Source organism: Nonomuraea deserti, assembly GCF_004348685.1.
Classification (GTDB): domain Bacteria; phylum Actinomycetota; class Actinomycetes; order Streptosporangiales; family Streptosporangiaceae; genus Nonomuraea; species Nonomuraea deserti.
This window is the reverse complement of the sequence record NZ_SMKO01000400.1, coordinates 1-1,527: the sequence shown is the minus strand read 5'-3', so window position 1 is coordinate 1,527 and position 1,527 is coordinate 1. Positions and strand designations below refer to the sequence as shown.

The 1,527-nt window shown below is 74.1% G+C and carries 2 protein-coding genes; both read right to left on the bottom strand.

Annotated elements, in window-relative coordinates; translation table 11 throughout:
- Positions 1-414 (bottom strand): PfkB family carbohydrate kinase (locus tag E1292_RS50330; RefSeq protein ID WP_246091071.1); only part of this gene is annotated, 414 nt, incomplete at its 3' end.
- Positions 411-1,448: an ADP-ribosylglycohydrolase family protein gene (locus E1292_RS50325; protein ID WP_246091069.1), complete on the bottom strand. Its 1,038-nt coding sequence runs from the start codon at positions 1,446-1,448 to the stop codon at positions 411-413. The genes E1292_RS50325 and E1292_RS50330, both read right to left, overlap by 4 nt.
- Positions 1,449-1,527 lie beyond the last annotated feature (79 nt).

Sequence of the window (1,527 nt, the reverse complement as noted above, 5' to 3'; positions counted from 1 at the left end):
GGGCAGCTCCAGCTGGAGCAGCAGCGCCTGGGAAGCCGCGATCACGGCCAGGTCGTCGGAGGACGGGCCGGTGACCGTGCCGTTCGCCCCCGGCACGACGACGATCGAGTTGCCGCCGTCGTCGTCGACCACGATGTGCGCGATGCCGCTGGGCCCCGGCACCTGGCGCAGGCCGCGTACGTCGACGCCGGCCTCCGCCAGCGTGGCCCGCATCTCCGCGCCGAAACCGTCGTCGCCGACCGCCCCGAGGAACGCCACCTGCGCCCCCGCGCGGGCCGCGGCGATCGCCTGGTTGGCGCCCTTGCCGCCGGGGATGGTGCGGAAGCGGTGCCCGGTGACCGTCTCGCCGCGTTTGGGGGCTGCTGAGACGTACGCGACGAGATCCATGTTGGCGCTGCCGAAAACCGAGATCATGTGGTCATCATCTCCTGTGTACGGGCCGCCAGCTCCTCCAGGCCCACCCCGTCGAACCCGGTGAGGCTGCTGGCCAGGCGGTCGCGCATGCGCCAGCGGCCGGGCACGCCGCCGTTCAGCGCTCCAACGAGGGACCCGGCCGTGGCCCCGGCCGAGTCGGTGTCCCAGCCGCCGGCGACCGCCCCGGCGATCGTGGCGGTGAAGTCGCCCCGGCCGTGGATCAGCGTGGCCGCGACGAGGGCGGCGTTGTTGACCGTGTGCACCCAGTGCAGGGCGCCGTGGCGCTCGTGGAGGCGGTCGACGACCCGCTCGAAGTCGTCCTCGCGGGCGGCGTCCGCGACGGCCAGGCGTACGGCCTCGTGCAGCCTCGACCCCTCGGGCACCACGGACAGGCCCGCCCGCACCACCTCCTCCGCCGACGTGGCCACCAGCGAGGCGGCGCACATCGCGGCCACGAACATCGCCCCGTAGATCCCGTTCGCGGTGTGCGTGAGCCGGGCGTCGCGCCAGGCGTACTCGGCGGCCGTGGCCGGATCGCCCGGGTTGACCCAGCCGTACACGTCCGCCCTGATCAGCGCTCCGATCCACTCGCGGAACGGGTTGCGGTGGGTCGCCGTGCGCGGCGGCTCGACGCCGTCCAGCAGGTTACGGTACGCGACCCGCTCGGCGGTGAACGTACGGCCCGCGGGCAGCTCGTCCAGCCACAGCCTGGCCACGTCGCCGGTGGTGAAGCCGCGGCCGTGGCGTTCCAGGACGGTCAGGGCCAGCAGCGGGTAGTTGAGGTCGTCGTCCTCGGGGATGCCGTCGATGTTCTCGGCCAGGGAGTTGACCGCGCTGCGGCGGTTCCACGGCCAGCGGCGCGCGACGTCGTCGGGCAGGCCCTTCGCGGTGAACCAGCCCCTGATGGGCCAGTTGCCGGTGGCCTCGGCGATCTCCCTGATGCCCTCGCGCGGGATCTTCTCGACGGGTTTCCCCAGGACGCACCCGGCCGCCCGCCCGAGCCAGGCGCCCAGCACCCGTGCGGGATCGACCACGACTCGGCCCGGCGCGCCGTGAGAACCTGGCGCGCCGTGAGGACCAGGCGCGGTGGGTGGGTGCGGTGGGGAGGTGGGG